The sequence below is a fragment of the Rhodanobacter soli genome, from assembly GCF_040548735.1.
Lineage (GTDB): Bacteria > Pseudomonadota > Gammaproteobacteria > Xanthomonadales > Rhodanobacteraceae > Rhodanobacter > Rhodanobacter soli_A.
The window spans coordinates 59,831-80,094 of record NZ_JBEPSD010000004.1 but is presented as its reverse complement, the minus strand read 5'-3'; the positions used below and the strand labels follow the sequence as shown (position 1 = coordinate 80,094).

Here is a 20,264-nt window from a genome sequence, read left to right as displayed (position 1 = left end):
TCACTGCTCCTTGCCCGCGACGCGCGCGGCGGGCGTGATGCCGAGGCCGCGCTGCACCGCCGTCGCGATGCGCGGGCCGAGACGGTCGTGCGGGCGGCTGGCCGGCGGCAGCGTCGCCGGCGGCAGCGTGTCCACCGCACCAAGGCCGCGCAGCGCGTCGACGACGCCGGGTTGCCCCAGCCGCCGGGCCAGTTCGCGCTCGACCGCGGCACGCACGCCGGCGGCGTGCTCGCCGCCGAGCGCGGCTTCGTCGATCACCAGCCGCTCGATGTGCAGTTCGATGCTCACGGCTTGCCTCCGGCGCTTTCCCGCCAGCGGAAGTCCGCTTCGTTGATCGGTTTGTCCAGCTTGCGGTACTCGGTGCGCACGGCATCCAGCAGCAGCGGCATGCCGATCGGAACGCCGCTCTTGGCCGCCATGAACGCCGCGTTGAGCGCGATGCCCTGGATGCTGCCGCCGGTGAGCGGGAGCCGCGCCAGCCGGTCGAAGTCCAGCGCGCCCACCGCCGCCTGCGCCGGGAACACCGAGGCCCAGATCGCGCGGCGTTCGGCCGTGCCGGGGAAAGGGAAGTTGATGACGAAGCGCAGCCGGCGCAGGAACGCGCTGTCCAGCGCGCCCTTCATGTTGGTGGCCAGGATCGCCAGCCCGCTGAACGACTCCAGCCGCTGCAGCAGGTAGTTCACCTCGATGTTGGCGTAGCGGTCGTGGCTGTCCTTCACTTCGCTGCGCTTGCCGAACAGCGCGTCGGCCTCGTCGAAGAACAGGATCGCGCCGCCGCCCTCGGCCGCGTCGAACAGCTTGCGCAGGTTCTTCTCGGTCTCGCCGATGTATTTGCTGACCACCGCCGACAGGTCGATGCGATACAGCGACAGGCCCAGCTCGCGCGCCAGCACTTCGGCCGCCATGGTCTTGCCGGTGCCGCTTTCGCCGGTGAACAACGCGCTGATCGACAGCCCGCGATTCATCCGCTGGCGGAAACCCCAGTCGTCGTAGACGGTCGTGCGCTGGGCGACCTGGTCGGCGATCTGGCGCAGCAGGGCCTTCTCGCCGTCGGGCAGTTTCAGATCGTCCCAGCCGGCCTTCGGCTCGATCCGCTGGGCGAGCTGGTCCAGCGCGGGCCGGGTATGCGCCAGCGCGCCCTGCCACAGCGTCGGCGCCAGCGCGACGGGCCTGTCCTCGGCCGCCGCCAGCGCACTGTGCGCGATCTGCTCGATCCTGCCCAGGTTGAAATCGAAATGGCCGGCCAGCTGCTGCGGCTGCGCGCCGGCGACGTCGCCGAGCAGGCGCTGCCACAGCGAACGCTGCTCCACGGCGGTGGGCTTGGCCACGTCGACACTGAGCGCCTGCGTGGCCGCACTCGCCCACGGCTCGCGTGCGTCAACGAAGGCGAGCCCACCGGTGCGCGCGAGGAACCGCTTGACCCACGCCGCGGCGGCATCGCCGCGTTCGACTTCAGCCGCGTCGAGGTACAACGCCAGCGGCAGCAGCTGGCTTTCGCGCTGCCACAGCCGCAGCAGGGTTTCCTGTTCGCCCACCGCGGCCGGCAGCAGCTCGGCCGAGAGCCGGTACGCCTGGGCGCCGAACGCGGCGGCGACGGCCTGCGCGATCGCCTGCTTGCTCACGCTGTCACTGCCCAGCAGCTGCACCAGCGGTAGCGGCTCGCCCGCCGACACGTGGCGCAGGCTGTCCAGCAGCTGGTCGGCGATCGCCTGCTGCGACGGCGGCAGCGTGGCCGGCGGCAAGGCGGCGAGCAACGGCGTCAGCCGGTCATCCAGGTAGTTCATGCCCTTGACGAAATTCACCACGCGCTCGTCGGCACTCAGCGCCGCGCCAATCAGCGGCTGCGCACCGGGCTGGTGGATGTCGAGCAGGCGCCAATAGCGCAGCGGCCGCTGTGGCGACAGCGCATCCCAGCTCGGCGCGTCGAGCACGGCGAAGGCCAGCGCGAAGGTGGGGTGCGGCCGCGCTGGATCGTGCTGGGCCTGCGCGCACAGCGCGGGGAAACGCGTGTCCAGTTCCATGCCGATGCACAGCAGGAGCACGTCGCGCTCGAACGCAGACAGGCCGAGGCGGTTCGCAAGCACGGCCAGCGCAGGGGTGTGGTCGCCTTCGTCAGCGCCTGCTGCGGGGGCGGCCGCAGCGCCGCCCGGCATGGTGGCGACGATCGGTCGCGCGGCGGACGGTTCGTCGGCATCCATCGCCGCGAGCGGCGGCGGTGCGTGCTGGCCGCTGAAGATCCGCGCGACCCAGGAATGCTTCGGCCCGGCCGGCGCACTCACCGCCGGCGCGGTTTCCATCAGCGCGGTAGCCGGTGCCGCCGGCGCTGCAGCCGGTGTGTCGTGCCGCTGCGCGGCGCGCTCCAGCCGCACACGCAGGTCGGCCAGCGCACCGGCGAGGTAGCGGTCGTTCGCTTCCAGCCACGGCGCGTAGTCGTTCATGACACCACCACCTGCTGGTTCGCGGCGAACGCGGGCACGCCGCCGCTGAACTCGACCGGGATGCTGTCGGCGCCGTCCACGCGCAGGCGCACGGTGTACGTACCCGCGGCCACGCCGGTGAGCTGGAAGAGCAGCGCGGTCGGCTGGTGCGTGTCGGCGGGGTTGCCGAGGCTGGCCGGCGCCAGCAGGCGATCGCCGAACAGCAGGAACACGCGCTGGCCGTCGCGGATGCGCGGTGTGCAGGTGAGGTTCAAGGCGAAGTCGCCGGCCGCGGCGGCGAGCGAGCCGAGCGTGATGCGCGGCGCCAGCGCCAGCGGCAACTCGTTGCTGAGCAGGGGCGGGAGTCCCGGCGGCTGCACCAGCAGGGCCACGGTGTAGATGCCCGGCGCCCAGCGCGAGGCGGCGTCTGCATCGTCGGCGGTGTCGGCGAGATGTACGCGCAACGTGCCGGCGGCCTCGCCGGCCAGCGGCGCGATCTCGACCGGCGCGTCCAGGCGCAGGCTGCTGAAGCGGGCCAGCGCATGATCCGTGGCGAGCTGGCGACCGTTCAGCACGATGTCCTCGCCGAGGCGCACGGCGGCCTGATGGCGCGGGTAGTCGAGCGCATCCAGCACCGCGGCGGCCGACGCGGTGGCGATCACGCCGCGGTCCTGCGGGCCACGCCGCAGCACCGGCAGCGGTGCGCGCATCGCCGTCTGGCTGTCGATCAGCACCACCGCCGCCTCGTAGACGGCCGAGGCGCGGTAGTTGGTCTGGAACGCGGTCCACAGCCTGGACAACTCGTCCACACTCTGCGGCAGCGGGGTGACGCGCACGCGCTCGATCTGGCCGGCCAGGTCGTTGTCCGGCAGCGCGTTGCGGATGTCGTTGCCGTCGAGCACGCCGCGGTCGTGCAGGGTGCTCATCGCGGCGGCCAGCACGCGGTGGCTGATCGCGTCGTTGTCGTTCTCGCCGCGACCCCAGGCGGTAATCACGTAGTGCAGGTTCAGCGCCAACGGCGGCGGCGCCGTCTCGCCGGGGCGCACTTGGCCGGGCAGGTCGAGGTTGCGCCAGGCAGCGTTGGCGACCACCTGGTACAGGAACAGGTTGAGCTGCGCCTTGCTGATCCCCTTGCGCGCCACGTCCGGCGGCTGCAGGGTCACTTCCAGGTCGCTCAGCTCGGCATCCAGCGCGGGCATCTGCGCCAGCAGCAGGTTGCGCAGCGTGCGCGTGGTCGCGGCGATCGCCAGCACGTTGCTCATGGCGACGCCTTGCCGCGCTGGCGCAGGTAGTCGTCGAGGCTGCTCGGCCGCGGTTCCTCGCGCCGGTGCGACGGCGCCGCCGCGGCTGGTGCGGCGCGCACTTCGAGCCGGCCGATGCTGACGTGCACCACCGGCTCGACTGCGGCGGCGGCCTTGCCTTCGGTTCGCGCAGCAGCGGCCCGCGCGGCGACGGTACGCCCGGATCCTGCGGGCGTTGTGCGCGTCGCGGCGAATACCGGTGCGGGCGCGGGCAACAAGGCGCCGCCCGGCGCTGGCGTCCGCGCCGTCTCCTGCCGGGCCGGCGCGACGTGCACCTGCCGCGGCTGCACCGGCGACGAACCGACCGCCTGACGTTCCGGCGCAACCGGTGTGCCGGATCGTTCGACGACGGAAGGCACGGGCGCAGGCGCAATCGGCGACGACGGCCTCGGCTCGTGCGGCAAGTTCGCCGCGGCGCATGCCGGCGCCGGTGCGGCCGTGCGATCCACCGGCACGACGCGCGCAGCACTCCGTTCCATCGACTCGGCAGCGCGCGCCGGCTCCCGCGGCGACGGCGCGGCGATCGGTACGGTGGGTGCCGCCGAAGCCATGTCGCGATGGTGCGCCGGCACCTCGCCCGCATCGGCCGGCGGCATGATCGGCGCGCGTTGCAGCGGTTCGAACAGCGACGGCAGCCGCGGCGCCAGCGCCGTTTCGCTGCCGATCGCGCGTGCCGCCAACCGGTCGAGGAAATCGCTCATGGCGCGCACAGCTCCAGGTAGGCCTGGCGGCGGCGCGGGCTCATGGCGAGGATGTCGGCCTCGGCCCAGTGGTAGGCCTGCGCCAGCGTGTCCACTTCGCGCAGCATGTGCAGCGCCCAGGCGTGCAGTTCCTGCCACAGGAAGCGGGCAACGTCGAACAGCGGCTGCCATTCGTTACCGCAGTCCGGGCAGCGGAACGCCAGTTGCAGGTCGGCCTGCGGGTCGGCTTGCGCCATCACCTGCGCCAGCTCCGCCTGCAGCTCGTGCGGCAGGCTGCGCGGCTCGCGCGCCGCGTCGCCGGATCGCGCGTCGAGCACGCAGCGTTCGAGCAGCCGCGCGCGCGCGGCTTCGGCATCGCCGCAATTTTCCAGCGCCAGCAGATCGCGGCTGTCCGGCAGGCGGAACTGCACGCGGATGCCGTGCGCGGCATGTTCCAGCGTGGACGCGGCGGCTTCCGCCTGCGGCAGCCGCAGGTCGTCGCCGCGGAACGTCGCCTCGACCGTGGCCGCGCATTGCGGGCATGTCGCCACCACGTCGATCGCGGCGCCGAACAGGCGCTCGCGCAACTCCAGCAACCGTGCGTCGCGCCGGCCCAGCGGCAGCGCCGCCAATGCATCGGCGGAACCTTCGTCGTCGCAGCAGCAGCCGAGCAGCAACAGCCCGCGTGCCGCGGCGGACGGGTCGCCCCCGCGTTCCCAGACCTGCAGCAGCTGCGCGGGCGTGGGCGTGTGCATGGCGCTCAGCCGGCGGGCACGGTGAAGCTCGGCTCGGCCGGCTCCGGCACGCCGACGTCGCGCTCCCAGCCCTCGTTCTCGAGCTTGAGATGCTGGATCGCCACCGCGTTCGCGTTCGCGTCCAGGTCCGGCATCGCCTGGTATTCCGAGACCCAGCAGCGGTAGAGCCTGTAGGCCAGCGCGAGCTGGCCGGCCTCGTTGTAGACCTCCAGGATCAGGTCCTTGCGGAAGTCCTTCAGCGAGACCTCCGCGCCGAGTCCGGCGCCGAAGTTCCACACCTTGTTCGCCCACTTCTCGAATTCGGTGTCGTGGGTGACGCCGCGCTCGATGGTGATCGCCTCGTACTCGGTGCGCCCGGGCGATTTGCGCGTGCTGCTGGGGTCGCCGCCCTCGCGGTGCTTGACCACCTCGGTGGTGCGCTTGAGGCCCGACACCTTGCTGACGCCGGCCACGTAGCGGCCGTCCCACTTCACCCGGAACTTGAAGTTCTTGTACGGATCGAAGCGCTGCGCATTGACGCTGAACTGAGCCATGGTGGTTTCCTCAGGACTGGATCTGGCCGGCCATCTGCTGCAGCTGGATGACCACGAACTCGGCGGGCTTGAGCGGCGCGAATCCGACCACGATGTTGACGATGCCCAGGTTGATGTCGTTCTGCGTGGTGGTTTCCTTGTCGCACTTCACGAAGTAGGCGTCGTTCGGCGTCTTGCCCTGGAACGCGCCCTGGCGGAACAGGTTCTGCATGAAGGCGCCCACGTTGAGGCGGATCTGCGACCACAGCGGCTCGTCGTTCGGCTCGAACACCACCCACTGGGTGCCGCGGAACAGGCTTTCCTCGACGTACAACGCGAGCCGCCGCACCGGCACGTATTTGTATTCGTCGGCGAGCAGGTCGGCACCGCGCAGCGTGCGCGAGCCCCACAGCACCGGGCCGACCAGCGGGAAGCTGCGCAGGCAGTTCACGCCGAGCGGATTGAGCATGCCGTTCTCGGCGTCGTTGAGCGTGGCGGCGAGCCCCTGCACGCCGTTCAGCGCCGCGTCGATGCCGGCCGGCGCCTTCCACACGCCGCGCTGCGTATCGGTGCGCGCCATCACGCCGGCGACGATGCCGCAGGGCACGAAGGTGTCGAGCTGGCCCTGGCGCTTCGGGTCCGACTCGATCACCCGCGGGAAGTACAGCGCGGCGTTGCGCGCGGCATCGCCGTTGAGCCCCAGCGCGGTCAACGCCGCGTTGCTGGACTGGGTGATCGTGCCGGCGCCGGACCACTCGGCCGGCGCATCCACGATCAGCAGCGCGCGCCGCTCCACGCAGAACGCCAGCGCGTTCTGGTACACCGTGGCCGAGGTGTTGCCGTCGCGCAGGTCGGGCGGGATGCACAGCAAGTTGAAAAGATCGGTCTTCTTCAACGCGTAGAGGCCGGTCTTGGCGTCCGGGTCGCCCAGGTACGCCGCGTCGTCCAGGGCCGCGCTGTCCGCGGCCTGGTCGGCCGAGGCCACGCCGGCGGAGGACTTGTCCTGCTCCCACACGGTCTTGCCGGCATCCGGATCGAGATGCGCCGCGGGCACGGTGGTGGCAGGCAGCGTCAGCGACGACGCCACACGCACCAGCGACGAACCCGCCTTCAGCACGCGATCGGCGCGGCGCGGGCTTTCCTTCACACTGAGGTTGAGAAAACTTTCCTGGGTGCCGCTGGCCAGATCGCGCACGGTCAGGTTGAACAGGTCGGTCGCGGCCAGTCCGTAACGCGCGGCGATATCGGCGGACACGTTGCTGTCGACGCGCGCGCGCAGCTGGTTGCCCCAACTGCCGCCCGAGGCGGCCTCCAGTGGCAGGTTGGCGATCTTGATCGCGGCCTTGGCCGGCTTGCCGCCACTGGCCTTGTACAGCCGCACGATCGCCGCCTGCGCGCCGCCGTTGAGGTAGAAGTCGCGCACGGCATAGCCCATCGGATAGGCCGGGTCGAGGCTGCCGAAGTTGCGCTCGAAATCGCCGTAGCTGTTGATGATGACCGGGCTTTCCGCGTCGGCGTCGGCCGGCCCGCGGGCGGCGCGGCCGACGAAGGCGGTGATCGAGGTGGCCACCCCGGTGATGGTGCGGACGCCGCTGGGGATTTCCTCGATGTAGACGCCCGGATAGGTGAGCGCAGATGGCATGGGATCGGTCCTCCGTCGTGAAAACCCGTGTCGCAGTCAGTTCGGCTGCGGCGGCTTGGTGTGGTCGTTCAACGCATACAGCACTTCGCCGTCCGGCAACGGGTCGCAATGCAGCTGCCCTTCGCCTACCAGCCGGTCGAGCACGCGTTCGATGCGCATGCAGCCGCTCTCGTAACGCTGCCGCGGCAGCCACCAGTTGACGATGCCGCGGAGGGTGTCCGCCGCTTGCGGGTGACGATGCAGATACGCGAGCACCGAACGCTCGATCTCCATCTCGCCCTCGTCTTCCGCTGTCGCGCTAGTGCATGGCTGCTTCGTCATGACACCCCTCTGCACACGCGAAGACTCAGGCAACGAGCATGCCAGTCGTCGAAGATGGCGGAATGGGCTGACACCGTGGCTTGAGCCCAGGCATGGTCGAGACCCCGGGTCAAAATTGACCCGATTTGCAGGCGCAGCGGGAGTGATTGCACCCGGCCCGGGGAAGCCCGTACACGCGCCACCGCGGGCTGCATCGGAAGAGCCGTATCTGCCAGCCCGGTGAATGCTGCGCACATGGTCTGAGTGGCCCGGCCCGGTTCAATGCGCCGTGCCGAATCCGGCGAAATATTTCTTGAAGGCGCCGATCTCCATGGCGAACACCCCGTCGTTGTTCTTCAGTGTGATCGGTCGCCACCAGCTCACGTCGTACATCGAGATCGTGGCATCCAGGATACTGCTGGTCGCCTCAGTATTACCCCAGGGATTGCGCAGCACGATCCAGCGCCGGCAGTTGCGGTACGCCCAGCCCAGCACGGTGTAGCAGTGCGAACCCACCACGTGGGCACTGGCATAGTCGACGTGGTCGGGCGACGCATCGCCGGACGAATACGTCCATGCCGTCATCGGATTGAAAGTCCGGTACGACAGGCAGTTCGAACGCAGGATCTGCCACAGGTCGTCGGCACTTCGGCTGGCGGTGTCGTAGTAATGGCGCGTGCCGCCGTTGAGCTGGGCCGTCGCCCAGACACAGTCGCCCCAAGCCGTCTTGGTGATGTCGGGCATGTCGGTGGCGGTTCCGGTCTTCAGCTTGGCGTAGGCTTTTTCGTAAATGGCCGGCCAGCTCTCGCCGCTTTCGCTGGAACGGCAGTAGATCGGATTGCCGCCCGCGGTCATCGGCACGGCCTCGGTCACCTGGATCGCCTTGTCCAGCGCCCCGCCCGAATCGGGCTTGCAGAAATTGATCTGGTCGTTGAACTGAGCCTGGCTCATGCCGGTCGCCCGCGTGAGATGGGCGAGGCGGAACGGCGTGGCCCAGGCGATCGCCGACAGCGAGGCGATGTAGTAGCAGTTGGCCACCGCACCCTGCACCGGATCGAAGAACTCGGCGGTCTCGTGGAAGAAATCGCCGGCCGTGGCCCAATGCCCGCCCGGAGGCGTCCAGCCGGAATCCACGTTGGCGACGACCTTGGGGTCGAAGGTGATCGAGCGAACGACGTCGGGCGACAGCGCGTTGCCGAGTTGCCATGTCCGCAACGCACTCGGCAGGCGCAGCGATATCTGCAGGCGCGCATGGCGCGACAGATCGCCGCAAAGGATGGGCCACGTCAGGATGGACTTGAAGTCTTCCACGCGCGCCATCTCGGCCAGAGTCGAATACTCGCCAAGGTTTTCCAGGCCGCCCGGCTTCGAATCGTCGCCGTCCCTGGCGGGCTGGACATCGAGCAGCGGCGAACGCTCCTGCACGAGTTCGTTGCGCTCGTTGAGCTTCAACCCGACGTAGAGCGGCCCGCCGTACTTCGGGTCGAAGAGTTCCTCGTACGGCGTGGCCAGCACCTGTTCCAGCACCCGCTCCGGGTCGGGGAGGTCGTTCCACGGTATGCGCTGCCCCGACACCAGGTCGGCCAGCGCGTACGGATTGATCACGGCGCAGTGCTGGCCTTGTGCAACGGCCGACCGTGCCGCTTTGGACTTCGCTGTTTTCGAGGTGGCCATTTCGATCTCCCTTGACGGTTGCCGGCCCTGCGACGCGCCGTGCCGGGCTCGATCCCGGACGGGCGTTGCCCGTGCGCGTGGGAATCGACGCAACATGCGTGCCATCGCGGAAAGACGATCGAAGGAGCCGCCATGCGGGTTGGCGGGACGAGGGCACGCCGCAGCCGGGTCGGCGATGACCCGTTTCGCTGACGCAGCGGGAAAGATTTCACCCGGGCGGGATGGCGATGCCGGACTTGCGGATCAGTGCGAGCGAAACTGCTTGGTCTCGATGCCGTGTTTCAGCAGCAGCTTGCCGAGCTGGCGGCGCTCGGTACCGGACAAGCGGGCGGCGGCGCTGATGTTGCCGCAGGCCTGCTGCATCAGCTGGGTGAGATAGTCGCGCTCGAACTTGCGGATGGCATGCAGCTTGGCTGCGCTGAAGTGGAGGCCCGGCTCGTTCGCGCGGCGTCGCGGCGTCGACTCCGCACCGGCGAATGCGGGCTCCGCCGCCACCAGTTCGGCCAGGCCGATGATCGGCCCCTCGCTGCCCATGTAGGCACGCAACGCGATGTTGTCCAGTTCGCGCACGTTGCCCGGCCAGGCATATGCAACCAGTGCCTGCAAGGCATCTTCGCCCCATCGCCTGGCCGGCCCGCGCAGCCGGGCAGCGACGGCATCGATGAAATGCGCGGCAAGCAGGGCCACGTCGTCGCCGCGCTCGCGCAACGGCGGCAGCCGCAGATACAGCGCGTTTAGGCGGTAGTGCAGGTCGCGGCGGAAGCGCCCGATCGCCACCTGGCGCTCCAGGCTGGCATTGGTGGCGGCGATGATGCGCGCGTCCGACACCCGCGCCGCGCCGCCGCCCACCGGGCGGTATTCGTTGTCCTGCAGGAAGCGCAACAGGGTCACCTGGCCCTTGTCCGAGAGCGTGTCGACCTCGTCGAGGAACAGGGTACCGCCGCGCGCATGGTCGATCAGGCCGGGCTGGGCGGCCTTGGCGTCGGTGAAGGCGCCGCGACCGTGCCCGAACAGTTCGTTCTCGATCAGGCTGTCGGGAATCGCGCCGCAGTTGACCGGCACGAACGGATGGTCGCGGCGCGCACTGGCGTAATGGATCTCCCGCGCCGCCAGCTCCTTGCCGGTGCCGGTCTCGCCCTCGATCAGCACCTGCACGTCGCAGCCGGCGTAGCGCTGCAATTGCGCCCGCACCGCCTGAATCGCCTTGGATTGGCCGAGCATGACCGGCATCATCCGCCCCCGAAGCAACCAGCAAGAACCCCCGCACGCCAGCTATCGGCGTGCCGCGAAATCCCCCTGGTGCCATCGCGATCCGGCCCTGTAGGGCTGGATCATCGGCGACGATGGAGTATGCGCAGTTTCGGTGCTGCAGTCCAAGCATGTTCTTGTCTGTAGTACCTGTCCGCTGGCGGGTGTAGTACATCGCCCTGTCCGGGCCGGAACGAGCCGGAGTCACCCGGACCGGGGCCGGCGCCGATCGCAGCCGCCTAGCCGCTGGACGGGGTTACCGGCGCGTCACGCGCTGGCGTCGGGCCGGTCAGGCCTGCGCAGGGCCGGCAGCCGTTTTGCCGCCAGCAGTACCAGCGCAAGCAGGGTCAGGGCCAGCGATGCCCAGCGAAAATGGGCCTCATGAAAGGCGAGCGCAGCGAAGATCAGCGCCCCCGCGACCATTTCCAGCAACCATTTGCGCGCCTTTTCCGGCGCGAGATCCGGCGCGAGCCCGGCAATGAACGCGACATGCAGCCACAGAATCGCCATGCACGCATAGGTCGCCCCCAGCGCAATCCCGTAGACCAGCAATCCCTGGCCAGACTGCAAGCCCTCGAACACGAAGCGGATCACCACCGGCATGAGTGCCACCAGACTGAGCAGCAGCAGATTGATCACCGTACCGATCGGGTCGATGTCGCGCAGGTGCGCGACGATGCGCCGATGGAAGGCCCATACCGTACCGATCAGGAAGAAACTCAGGAAATAGATCAGCAGCGGCGTCGACCAGGTCTGCCACAGCGCTTGCCCCGGCGCCGCTGTCGGCCGGATCTCGATCGCCGACAACGTGATGGCAATGGCAAACACGCCGTCGGACAACATGACCAGCCGATCCAGATGGCGCTGGCCGACGTGGTGATCCGAGATCGGTTCCCTGACGCGATTGCCCATCTTGCCCATTCCCCCGTGGCCGAATGCCGCATGATGCCGCAGATCGCGGCCCGAGTCTGCGACAGGGAGCCGGCGGATCGCGTATCCTTGGCGCTCCGTCGCCGCGCTCATCCCGGCGCTCGCAAGGCACCGCGGCACCGCCGCCCTCCCCGCGAGTCTCATCATCCGGCACCGCCGGGCGATCGCGTGCGCAGACCCCGACTCCCCGATACGGCAACAACGCGAGACGACCGACCATGGTGGCAATGGCAACCGAGCACGTGATCGACGTGCGGCACTGGAACGACAACCTGTTTTCCTTCCGCACCACCCGCGACCCGGGTTTCCGCTTCGACAGCGGTCAGTTCGTGATGATCGGGCTGGAAACGGACGGCCGTCCGCTGATGCGCGCCTACTCGATCGCCAGCGCCAGCTGGGAGGAACACCTGGAGTTCTTCTCGATCAAGGTGCCCGACGGCCCGCTCACCTCGCGCTTGCAGCACCTGCAGCCCGGCGATCCGCTGATCGTCACGCGCAAGCCCACCGGCACCCTGGTGCTGACCGACCTCAAGCCAGGCAAGCACCTGTACCTGCTCGGCACCGGCACCGGGCTGGCGCCGTTCATGAGCATCATCCGCGACCCGGATACCTACGAGCGCTTCGACAGGATCGTGCTGGCCCACGGCGTGCGCCGGGTCGACGATCTGGCCTACGCCGACTACCTGGAAAACCAGCTGCCGCAGCACGATTACCTGGGCGAGCTGGTGCGCGAGAAGCTGATCTACTACCCCACCGTGACGCGCGAGCCGTTCCGCCACCACGGCCGCATCACCGATGCGATCGCCGACGGCGCGATGAGCACGGCAACCGGCCTGCCGCCGCTGAACCCGGCGACCGACCGCGTGATGCTGTGCGGCAGCCCGGCGATGCTGGACGACTTGTGCGCCCTGCTCGACGGCCGCGGCTTCCAGGCCTCGCCGCGCACGCGCGAACCCGGCGACTACGTGGTCGAGCGGGCGTTCGTGGAGAAGTAGCCTCCAGGTGCAGGGCGCCTCAATCGCGCACGCGCCCCTTGCCCTCGTTGTCCCAGTAGCCGAACACGCGACGCGCGACCAGCTTGTAAAGACGCTTGCCGGTGGCGCGCCACAGCCGCGAAGGCGGCGCGGGAGTGTCGAGGATCGCGCGCTGGCGAGCACTCAATGCCTCCGCGCAATACGTGCGCTTGTGCTTGAGCAGGTGGCGCAGGTCCTCGCGCGCCAGCAGCCGGAACAGGCGGCCGCGGCGGCCGCGGGTCCAGGCGAGCTGGAAATCCACCAGCGCCGGACGGCCATCGGCGCGCACCAGCCAGTTCGGTTCCTTGGCCAGATCGTTGTGCACGATGCCGCGCCGATGCAATCGCGCCAGCAGGCGCAGCGCATCGCGGTAGTAGCCGCGTTCGCGCGGCCGCGCCTGCTGCATCGGCGCGCCGACGATATAGCTGCGCAGCAGTTCGCAGCCATCCCAGCCCAGCAGCGCCGGCACGCCGTCGATCCCCGCCAGGCGGACCAATGCCCGCGCCTCGCGCGCCGCCGCACGATGGGCAGCCAGCCACGCCCACCATCGCGCGGCGCGGACGTCGCGGCGGATCATCCGTACGCCGTCGCGCACGACGATCTCGATGCGGCCAAGCTCGTCGGTCTTGAGCAGGATCGGGTTGGCAGCGTCCACGAAGATTCCGGCTGGCGCGAACGACGCGCGGTTGCATGCCATAGTGTCTCAACCGGCTGGGATTGTGCGGCCGGCATGCCCGCCATGTGACCGCGCCAACGGAATCGGACTGATGGATATCGCGTTGTATGTGCTGGCCGCGCTGCTGATCGTCGGCGGCCTGGCCGGCGCCGTGCTGCCGGCCCTGCCCGGCATCCCCATGCTGTTCGGCGGCATCTGGCTGGCCGCCGCGGTGGACGGCTACCGGCACCTGGGCCTGTGGTGGCTGCTGATCATCGGCGCGCTCGGCACGCTCGGGGTGATCGTCGACTTCGTCGCCAGCACGCTCGGCGCCAAACGGGTGGGCGCCAGCAAGCTGGCCCTGTGGGGTGCGGCGCTGGGCACCCTGGTGGGCATGTTCTTCGGCATCGCGGGCCTGCTGTTCGGGCCGTTCCTCGGCGCGCTCGCCGGCGAGCTGGCCTCCGGCACCAGCGTGCTGCGCTCGACCCATGTCGGCATCGGCACCTGGCTGGGCCTGCTGTTCGGCACCCTGGTCAAGCTGGTGCTCTCGTTCGTGATGGTCGGCCTGTTCGGGCTGGCGATGCTGTTCGGCTGAGCTTCCGGCACATGGCGGCCCGGCGGATCCGGCCTAGGCTGGGCCACCCACGGGAGAACACGCATGTCCGTACGCCTTGCCCTCGCCCTTGCCGCCACGCTGACCGCGGCCGGTTCGCTGCACGCACAGACCACGCCGCCGGCATGGATCGCGCGCAGCAATGCCGATTCGCAGATCCTGCTCGACGAGATCGTCCGCTTCAGCCCGGAATCGGCCTCGCGGCTGGGCGTGGCCGGCTACGACGAAGGTCGCCGACCTCAAGCCCGGCGCGGACGAACGCGCGCGCGCCGGCATGGTCGCGGCGAAAACGAAGCTGCAGGCGCTGCTGGTCACCGAGAAAGACGCCAACGTGCGGCAGGACCTGCAGATCCTGATCAAGGCCGCCAACGAGCAGATCGAGGGCATCGACCTCAACCGCCAGTACCTGCTTCCGTACACCGATGTCGGCCAGCTGGTTTTCAGCGGCGAGTTCGGTTTGCTGAAGGACGACGTCGCGGCCGCGCGGCGCCCGTCGGCGCTGAAGCGGTTGCAGTGCTACGTGGGCAAGGCGCCCGGCTGCACGCCGATCACCGAGCTGGCGAAGGCGCAGACCATCGAGAGGCTCGGCAACAGGGCGCTGCTCGGCCCGTACAAGGGCGAGGTCGAGCAGAAGCTGGCGAACAGCCAGCGCTACACCGACGGCATCCGCCAGCTGTTCGCCAAGTACAAGCTGGACAACGCCGAGGGCAAGGCCGCGCTGGATGCGCTCGACGCGCAGCTGAAGGCCTACGGCGGCTGGGTGCGCAGCACCGTGCTGCCGCGCGCACGCGCCGACTTCCGCCTGCCCGAGCCGCTGTATGCGTACAACCTGCGCCGGGTCGGCATCGACATCCCGCCGCAGCAGCTGATCCAGCAGGCGCAGCTGGAGTTCGTCGAACTGCGCGGCATGCTGCAGGTGCTGGCGCCGGTGGTGGCGAAGGACGAAGGCATCCATGCCACCGACTATCGTGACGTGATGAAGGCGCTGAAGAAGCAGCAGCTCGGCAAGGATCAGGTGGTGCCGTGGTATCACGAGGTACTCGGCCACATCGAGGACATCATCCGGCGCGAGCGCATCGTCACCCTGCCGCAGCGCAAGATGCAGATGCGCCTGGCCTCGGAAGCCGAGGCGGCGCAGGTGCCGGCACCGCACATGGACCCGCCGCCGTTCGTCAACAACCATGGCGAACAGGGCACCTTCGTGCTGACCATGGGCAACCCGGGCAAGGCCGGCGATACCAGCCAGGCCTACGACGATTTCACCTTCAAGGCCGCGGCGTGGACGCTGACCGCACACGAGGGCCGGCCCGGCCACGAGCTGCAGTTCGCGGCGATGGTCGAGCGCGGCGTGTCGCTGGCGCGCAGCCTGTTCGCGTTCAACAGCGTCAACGTGGAAGGCTGGGCGCTGTATGCCGAAGCGGAGATGCTGCCGTACGAGCCGCCGGCCGGCCAGTTCGCCGCGCTGCAGGCGCGGCTGATGCGCGCCGCCCGCGCCTGGCTCGACCCGATGCTCAACCTGGGCCTGATCACGCCGGAGCGCGCGCATGCGGTGCTGGTCCACGACGTCGGCCTGTCCGAGGCGATGGCGCGGCAGGAAATCGACCGCTACACCTTCGACTCCCCCGGCCAGGCCACCGCCTATTTCTACGGCTATATGCGCCTGCAGCAGTTGCGGCTGCAGACCGAACTGGCGCTGGGCCCGAAGTTCGACCGGCTGGCGTTCAACGACTTCGTGATCGGCCAGGGCCTGCTGCCGCCGGAGCAATTGGCCGAGGCGGTGCGCACGCAGTTCATTCCGGCCCGACAGAAACCGTGACCGTCAGCGCCGTGCACTCTTCGCCAGCCAGGCGGCGAGCTGCACGGTGTCGCGGCTGAGGGCGGCGGGCAGCACGATGTAATGCCGGCTCGGTGCCGCACCGGGCTTGGCGATCAGCCGCGCCGTGCCTTCGACCCGCAGCAGCGCCGGCTGCTCGGCCGGCGCCAGCTTCAGCGCCAGTCCGCCCGGGGTCAGCCACGCACACGGCTGCTCGTCGAGCCAGGCCATCAGCCCGCCGAACATCGGCTTGAAGCGCAGTTCGTGCGGCCGGCCCAGATGGGTGGCCGCATCCTCCAGTTCGCGGCGCAGGGCCGCGAGGCTCGCCGGCACGCTCATGCCGGCGCGTCGGGAATCACGTACAGCAGCACGGCCAGGAAATGCAGCACGCTGCCGGCCAGCACGAACACGTGCCACAACGCGTGGTGATACGGCAGCCGCCGCCACAGGTAGAACGGCACGCCCAGCGTGTAGGCCAGGCCGCCGGCCAGCAGCAGCACGGTGCCTCCGGTCTGCAGATGCCGGCTGAGCGGCTCGAACGCGACCATGCCGATCCAGCCCATGCCCACGTACAGCAGCACCGCCAGCTTGTGATAACGCTTGAGCAGACCCAGCTCCAGCGCGGTACCGGCCAGCGCCAGCGCCCACACGGCCACGAACAGGCTCCAGCCCCACGCCCCGGGCAGGGCCACCAGGGTGAACGGCGTGTAGGTGCCGGCGATCAGCACGTAGATCGCGATGTGGTCGAGCGTGCGCAACGCCGGTTTGGCCGCCGCCGCCGAAATCGAGTGGTACAGCGTGGAGGCGGTGTACAGCAGCACCAGCGAGGTGCCGAACACCGCGCAGGCCACCACGGTCAGCGCATTGCCATGCAGGGCCGCGAACGCCACCAGCGTCGCCAGCCCGGCGATGCTGAGCACGATGCCGAGGCCGTGGATGATGCTGCTGGCAAGCTCGTCGCCGAAGCTGTAGCGCGGGATCACCGTGCCGGATGTGGCGGACATGCGGGACTCCTGGGGAATGCGAGGCGCTTGGGCATACCTTAACCGGCTGTGCCCGCGCCCGCCTATCGTGGCGCATGGCCGCGCCGGTACCCCGTCACGTTATTCGATGATGAACGCGCCGAACGCCACGCCCAGGTTCCAGCCCTCGCCCTTGCCGCTGAGCGCCAGCGAGACGTTGCCCTTGGTCAGCACCTGCGCCGCGGCCGACTTCTCCGCGCCGGCATGCGCCTCGGCGTTGGCATAGTGGCCCAGCACATCGCGCACGTTGCCGACGCCGCTGAACTTGCCCACGCCGTCGGTGATCTTCGTCTTGCCGAAGGTCAGGCCGCCGCCCTTGGCGCGCAGCTTCACGTGCAGGCTCTGCCCGTTGCTGCAATGGACTGTGCCGCTGCCACTGGCGGTCTTGTAGAACACCGACCAGCCGGACAACTGGAAACTCATCTTGCAGGAAATGTCGTCGGCCCGCGCTGGCGTGCCCGGCAGCAGGCCGCCGCATGCCAGACCCACCACGCCTACCCATTTGATCAGGTTCATCGTCGTTCCCCGGTGCATGCCGGCCCCGTTGCCAGGCACCGATTGTTGCAGGACGGCGGCGTCCACGGCGAGCGCCGGCGTGAAAACCGCCTTCACGAAGCATCCACACCCGATCAGGGCCGCCGCAGCGCAAGCTGCCGTTGCGGGTGTGCGCATTCCCCCGACCACCCGCCCTTACCGCCCCGCCCTCCCCGCGGGGCTTTTTTTGCCCGCCGCGGCCGCAGTGCCGCCAACCGGCATTTGGCCATCCAGCCGTCTGCTTGCGCAACCGCCTGCCCGGGGCATACGCTGCAGTCGCGACGGCACGATCCCCCTGCTCGCGCAGCGTGACCGCCGCAACATCCCCACCGAAGTCAGGAGGTCGCCATGTCGTCCGCAAGCCTGGCCGTAGCTCATCGCACCCACCCCGACCGTGCACGCATCGCCGCCATCAGCGCCGCGATCGCACTCAACCTTGCCGTGATCGTGATCGCCTCGCGACCGACCGGCCCGGCGTTTTTCCACGCGATCGAACAGATCGACCCGATACCCACGATCCATTTCGTCAAGCCGGAACCGCCACTGCCCCCGCCGCCGCCGGTCGAGATGACACCCTTGCCGCATCCACCCGTCGCGCCGGTCGCGCACACGCGGCCGTTGCCGGCCAACCCGCCGGCCGTCGTGCCGAGTACCGAAGGCAACGTCGCCGCACCGCCGGTCGCCACTCCGACCCTGCTGCCAAGCGCCACTACACCCGGGCCGGCACTGACGGCGCCGGTCGAAGCCAGCCTGGCCTACCGCTCGGCCCCGCTGCGCTTCCCCACCCGTGCCCTGCAGCAGCGCATGCAGGGCACCGTGCTGCTGCGCGTGCTGGTGGATGAGACCGGCAAGCCGGTGCAGGTATCGGTGGAGCACGGCAGCGGCTACCTGCTGCTCGACCGCAGCGCCGCCGAGCAGGTGCTGGCCGGATGGCGGTTCCAGCCGGCGATGGTGAACGGACAGGCGGTACGCGCATGGGCGCGGGTGCCGGTGACGTTCGACCTGCGCGAATAGCGCTCCCGCAGCGGGCATCCGGTCGGCGGCCACGCCGGCCGGATGCCCGTCCGCACGCCCGCGCAAGTGCCTGCGGCGATGCCGCCGGCTTACGCGTCTTTAACGATACGCATGCTCCACTGGCGCCCATTCACCCTGCCAGGTTCCACGCATGGGCAAGCATCAGCACACCTTGAAGACCCTGCGCACGATCGCGCTCGAGCATGCCGCCGTCGAACACCCCGACCTCGCCACGATGGCGCGCGAACTGGGCCGCGTGGTGCACCAGGACGCCTCGGCGCTGGCCACCCGGCTGGCCTCGCTGCGCCAGCGCCGGCACGGTTTCGAACGCTGGCTACTGGCCGAGCGCAGCAAGCCGCCGATCAGCGTGTTGATACTGGCGTGGCCGCCGAACCACGCCACTCCCGTACACGACCACGCCGGCCTGTGGGGCCTGGAAATGACCCTGGTGGGCGCGCTGGAAGTGCAGTCGTATCGCCGCGATGCCGACTCCGGCGAGTTGAGCCTGCATGGCCGCAACTGGCTCGGCCCGGGCGACGGCGTCTGGTTCGAAGGCGATCGCGGGCATGCGCATCGCTGCCGCAACCTGTCGCGGCACGACACGGCACTCTCGCTGCACGTCTATGGCGGCGACCTGGCAGAATATTTCGCCTACGAACAGGCCGAGCCCACCGGGCGGTGGGTCGCGCAGCCGCAGCGCAGCGTCATCGCCGGCCGCCTGCCCGGCTGACCTGCCCGACACCACACACAGGGAATTTCATGTTTCGACGGGTCGCCATCATCGGCGGCGGTGCCGCGGCCGCCACGTTGCTCAGCGAGCTGCTGGACCGCGCGTCGCCGCAGCCGCTGCAGCTGGACTGGTTCACCGGCGGCGACACGCCGGCACGCGGGGTCGCCTATGGCACCACCTCGGAGCGCCACCTGCTGAACGTGCGGGCGGCCTCGATGAGCATGTTCGCCGGCAAGCCGCGCGGCTTCCTGGATTTCGTGCAGCGCGACGACCCCGCCATCGCCGGCACCGACTTCCTGCCGCGCCGCCGCTACGGCGACTACCTCGAAGCGGAAGTGGCGCGCGCGCTGCGGCAGGGCAAGGCGCACGGGCACCACGTCAACATCCTCCCGTTCGCGGTCGACGCACTGGTGCCCGAGCGCGATGGCGTCACCGTGATCCATGGCGAGGAAAGCCATCCGGCCGACGCCGCCGTGCTGGCGCTGGGCGCGTTGCCGCCGCAGCCGCTGGCCGGGGTCAGCGCCGCCGCCCTCGCCAGCGGCCGTTACGTGGTCGATCCATGGCGCCTGCTGGCCAATACCGGCGCACTGCAACCGCCGCCGCGCAAGGTGGTGCTGATCGGGCTGGGGCTGACCGCGGTCGACGTGCTGCTGGAATTGTCCGCGCAATGGCCGCAGGCCGAATTCGTCGCGATCTCCCGCCACGGCCGCTTTCCCGAGGCGCACCTGCACGCCGCCGCCGCGCCCGCCGACGACGGTGCCGCACTGGTCGAGGCGATGCACGACGCGCCGGAGATTCGCCGCTGGATGCGCCTGCTGCGCGAAGCGATCGCGCAGGAAGGCACCGAATGGCGCGCCGTCGTCGATAGCCTGCGCCCGCACCTGCCCGGCCTGTGGGCCGAACTGTCGCCGGAACAGCGCGCGCGCTTCATGCGCCACGCACGCTGGGCGTGGGAACGCGTGCGCCATCGCATGCCGCCACAGGTACATGAAGCGATCACCGCGCTGGAACGCGACGGCCGGCTGCAACGCCAGCGCGGACGCGTGCATGCGGTGGACGTCGCCGGCGCCGCGCTGCAACTGACCGTGGGCCATGCCGGCGCGACCCACGTGCTGGACGCCGACCTGGTGATCCAGACCGTCGGCCTGGATACCGACCTGCGCCGCAGCAACCACCGCCTGGTCAGCCAGCTGCTCACCAATGCGCACATCGCCCCCGATCCGCTCGGCCTCGGCGTGCAGGCCGACAGCGACGGCCACCTGCGGCACGGGGAGCAGTACTGGCCGAACCTGTTCGCCATCGGCAGCCTGCTGCGCGGCACGCTGTGGGAATCCACCGCGATGCCGGAAATACGCCAGCAGGCGCGCCACCTGGCCGACCAGCTGTTGAGCGACTGAGAGCCCGCCGCACC

20 protein-coding genes and 1 pseudogene are annotated in these 20,264 nt (G+C 69.7%); 6 read left to right on the top strand and 15 right to left on the bottom strand.

From position 1 onward, the window contains the following. The 11 genes from ABIE04_RS17025 to ABIE04_RS16975 all read right to left on the bottom strand — a co-directional run bounded on the left by ABIE04_RS17025 (window position 1) and on the right by ABIE04_RS16975 (window position 11,552). Window positions 1-288 (bottom strand): hypothetical protein, encoded by a 288-nt coding sequence (locus tag ABIE04_RS17025; protein WP_354552968.1) that lies wholly within the window; start codon window positions 286-288, stop codon window positions 1-3. Continuing rightward, a complete protein-coding gene (locus ABIE04_RS17020) occupies window positions 285-2,438 on the bottom strand; it encodes an ATP-binding protein (protein ID WP_354552966.1) in 2,154 nt (717 codons plus the stop codon). The genes ABIE04_RS17025 and ABIE04_RS17020 overlap by 4 nt, the downstream gene beginning before the upstream one ends. Continuing rightward, complete coding sequence (locus ABIE04_RS17015) at window positions 2,435-3,679, bottom strand: DUF4255 domain-containing protein (protein WP_354552964.1); 1,245 nt, start codon at window positions 3,677-3,679, stop codon at window positions 2,435-2,437. Before ABIE04_RS17015 ends, ABIE04_RS17020 begins: the two co-directional genes overlap by 4 nt. Further along, window positions 3,676-4,419, bottom strand: coding sequence for a hypothetical protein (locus ABIE04_RS17010; protein WP_354552961.1), 744 nt, complete (start codon window positions 4,417-4,419; stop codon window positions 3,676-3,678). The genes ABIE04_RS17015 and ABIE04_RS17010 overlap by 4 nt, the downstream gene beginning before the upstream one ends. Next, window positions 4,416-5,153, bottom strand: coding sequence for a hypothetical protein (locus ABIE04_RS17005; protein WP_354552959.1), 738 nt, complete (start codon window positions 5,151-5,153; stop codon window positions 4,416-4,418). Before ABIE04_RS17005 ends, ABIE04_RS17010 begins: the two co-directional genes overlap by 4 nt. A 5-nt stretch (window positions 5,154-5,158) precedes the next feature. Continuing rightward, entirely contained in the window at window positions 5,159-5,686 is a 528-nt protein-coding gene (locus ABIE04_RS17000; protein WP_354552957.1) for a phage tail protein, read from the bottom strand. A 10-nt stretch (window positions 5,687-5,696) separates the two neighbouring features. Further along, the gene (locus ABIE04_RS16995; protein ID WP_354552955.1) at window positions 5,697-7,307 is read right to left on the bottom strand and encodes a phage tail sheath family protein; all 1,611 of its coding nucleotides are present in this window, start codon (window positions 7,305-7,307) and stop codon (window positions 5,697-5,699) included. Between the two features lie 36 nt (window positions 7,308-7,343). Further along, complete coding sequence (locus ABIE04_RS16990; RefSeq protein WP_354552953.1) at window positions 7,344-7,628, bottom strand: hypothetical protein; 285 nt, start codon at window positions 7,626-7,628, stop codon at window positions 7,344-7,346. Window positions 7,629-7,886: 258 nt separating this feature from the next. Further along, window positions 7,887-9,281: a C2 family cysteine protease gene (locus ABIE04_RS16985; protein ID WP_354552950.1), complete on the bottom strand. Its 1,395-nt coding sequence runs from the start codon at window positions 9,279-9,281 to the stop codon at window positions 7,887-7,889. Between the two features lie 243 nt (window positions 9,282-9,524). After that, window positions 9,525-10,502: a sigma-54 dependent transcriptional regulator gene (locus tag ABIE04_RS16980; protein ID WP_354552948.1), complete on the bottom strand. Its 978-nt coding sequence runs from the start codon at window positions 10,500-10,502 to the stop codon at window positions 9,525-9,527. 294 nt (window positions 10,503-10,796) lie between these two features. After that, on the bottom strand, window positions 10,797-11,552 hold the full coding sequence (locus ABIE04_RS16975; protein WP_354552945.1) for a TMEM175 family protein: 756 nt from the start codon (window positions 11,550-11,552) through the stop codon (window positions 10,797-10,799). A 125-nt stretch (window positions 11,553-11,677) separates the two neighbouring features. Here ABIE04_RS16975 and ABIE04_RS16970 point away from each other — a divergent pair, with 125 nt between their 5' ends. Continuing rightward, the gene (locus ABIE04_RS16970) at window positions 11,678-12,454 is read left to right on the top strand and encodes a ferredoxin--NADP reductase (RefSeq protein ID WP_354552943.1); all 777 of its coding nucleotides are present in this window, start codon (window positions 11,678-11,680) and stop codon (window positions 12,452-12,454) included. 19 nt (window positions 12,455-12,473) lie between these two features. On the opposite strand, the gene ABIE04_RS16965 is transcribed toward ABIE04_RS16970, so the two are convergent. Continuing rightward, entirely contained in the window at window positions 12,474-13,133 is a 660-nt protein-coding gene (locus tag ABIE04_RS16965; RefSeq protein ID WP_436410399.1) for a serine/threonine protein kinase, read from the bottom strand. A 106-nt stretch (window positions 13,134-13,239) separates the two neighbouring features. Between ABIE04_RS16965 and ABIE04_RS16960 the strand changes: the two genes are divergently transcribed. Together ABIE04_RS16960 and ABIE04_RS16955 are read left to right on the top strand one after the other, a co-directional pair. Next, entirely contained in the window at window positions 13,240-13,722 is a 483-nt protein-coding gene (locus ABIE04_RS16960) for a DUF456 domain-containing protein (protein ID WP_354552941.1), read from the top strand. 63 nt (window positions 13,723-13,785) lie between these two features. Beyond that, window positions 13,786-15,556 (top strand): annotated as a pseudogene (locus ABIE04_RS16955) (DUF885 domain-containing protein). Between the two features lie 3 nt (window positions 15,557-15,559). Here ABIE04_RS16955 and ABIE04_RS16950 read toward each other — a convergent pair. From ABIE04_RS16950 to ABIE04_RS16940, 3 genes are all read right to left on the bottom strand, one after another. Then, a complete protein-coding gene (locus ABIE04_RS16950; RefSeq protein WP_354552939.1) occupies window positions 15,560-15,892 on the bottom strand; it encodes a TfoX/Sxy family protein in 333 nt (110 codons plus the stop codon). After that, window positions 15,889-16,557, bottom strand: a complete 669-nt coding sequence (gene trhA / locus ABIE04_RS16945; protein ID WP_354552936.1) for a PAQR family membrane homeostasis protein TrhA — start codon at window positions 16,555-16,557, stop codon at window positions 15,889-15,891. The genes ABIE04_RS16950 and trhA overlap by 4 nt, the downstream gene beginning before the upstream one ends. 99 nt (window positions 16,558-16,656) lie before the next feature. Then, window positions 16,657-17,091, bottom strand: coding sequence for a hypothetical protein (locus tag ABIE04_RS16940; protein WP_354552934.1), 435 nt, complete (start codon window positions 17,089-17,091; stop codon window positions 16,657-16,659). Between the two features lie 366 nt (window positions 17,092-17,457). On the opposite strand from ABIE04_RS16940, the gene ABIE04_RS16935 reads away from it, so the two are divergent. The 3 genes from ABIE04_RS16935 to ABIE04_RS16925 all read left to right on the top strand — a co-directional run bounded on the left by ABIE04_RS16935 (window position 17,458) and on the right by ABIE04_RS16925 (window position 20,250). After that, entirely contained in the window at window positions 17,458-18,123 is a 666-nt protein-coding gene (locus ABIE04_RS16935; protein WP_354552932.1) for an energy transducer TonB, read from the top strand. Window positions 18,124-18,274: 151 nt separating this feature from the next. Beyond that, window positions 18,275-18,853 (top strand): cysteine dioxygenase, encoded by a 579-nt coding sequence (locus tag ABIE04_RS16930; RefSeq protein ID WP_354552929.1) that lies wholly within the window; start codon window positions 18,275-18,277, stop codon window positions 18,851-18,853. A gap of 29 nt (window positions 18,854-18,882) precedes the next feature. Continuing rightward, window positions 18,883-20,250 (top strand): FAD/NAD(P)-binding protein, encoded by a 1,368-nt coding sequence (locus tag ABIE04_RS16925; RefSeq protein WP_354552927.1) that lies wholly within the window; start codon window positions 18,883-18,885, stop codon window positions 20,248-20,250. Window positions 20,251-20,264 lie beyond the last annotated feature (14 nt).